We start from the raw sequence: 915 nt of genomic DNA, 5'->3' as shown, positions 1-915 counted from the left end.
TGAGGTGATTTAAACTTTCTTTAAAAAAACAAGCAGTTCAAAATTAGTAATTTAGAGTTGACAACCAATAAATTACAATTTAATGAACTGCAAGTACACAAATTTACAAAAAGAGCTAATAGAAAATTGCATTTTATGCTTCATTCCGAAAAATAAACGGGGGTTTACCAGTCGCTTTGAGATGGCGGATATTTTCAAATGCATTGTCCACAAACTCAAGACAGGCTGCCAGTGGAACTTCTTATTTATTGATATAGAAGGGTGTAAGCCACCTTTTTCTTGGCAGACCGTTTATTATTACTATCGGAAATGGAGTGAAAAAGGGGTTTTTAAAGAGATGTTTGAAACGTATCTTGAAATACAAAAAGAGAAATTGGACACCGAGAAATTGAACCTTGACGGCACCCACAGTTTGGTAAAAAAATCAGCTCAGAGTGTTGCTTACCAACACCGGAAAAGAGGGCGGACATCTAACATCCTGATAATGACCGACGGGAACGGCATCCCGATTGCCTCGGGCGGAATCATCTGTGGGAACCATAACGATTTGTACCAAATAGTTCCGCAGTATGCGCAAATGATGAAAGACTTGAAAAGCCGTGGAATTTGTGTGGAGAACAGCATCCAGAATGCAGACAAAGGGTTTGATTCCAAGAGGCTTAGAAGGGCCATTCACAGGAGAAAGATGTTTGCCAATATTGTCGAAAACAAACGCAACAGAAAAGGAAAGAAAAGAGGGAAAAAGCGATTTTTCAACCAAGATATTTACGACCAGAGATTTGTCAACGAAAGAACTTTTGCTTGGATGGACAGTTTTAGGACGCTGTTAATCAGGTTTGATTCTTTAGATTCTTCTTGGCTAAGTTGGCATTATTTAGCGTTTGCTCTTATCTTGTTAAAAGTTTAAATGAGTTC

The 915-nt window shown here is 38.3% G+C and carries 1 protein-coding gene; it reads left to right on the top strand.

The features are described 5' to 3' along the window. The first annotated feature begins 82 nt into the window (after positions 1-82). Positions 83-907, top strand: coding sequence for an IS5 family transposase (locus tag UXI14_RS18035; protein ID WP_335967359.1), 825 nt, complete (start codon positions 83-85; stop codon positions 905-907). The last annotated feature ends 8 nt before the right edge of the window (positions 908-915 follow it).

Source organism: Galbibacter sp. PAP.153, from assembly GCF_037029175.1.
Classification (GTDB): domain Bacteria; phylum Bacteroidota; class Bacteroidia; order Flavobacteriales; family Flavobacteriaceae; genus Galbibacter; species Galbibacter pacificus.
Note: the sequence above shows the minus strand (reverse complement) of the source record. Positions and strands in the feature narration are given on the sequence as shown.

Coding starts and splice junctions, on each gene's coding strand:
- UXI14_RS18035 (WP_335967359.1), top strand. CDS start 83: ATGAACTGCAAGTACACAAATTTACAAAAAGAGCTAATAGAAAATTGC.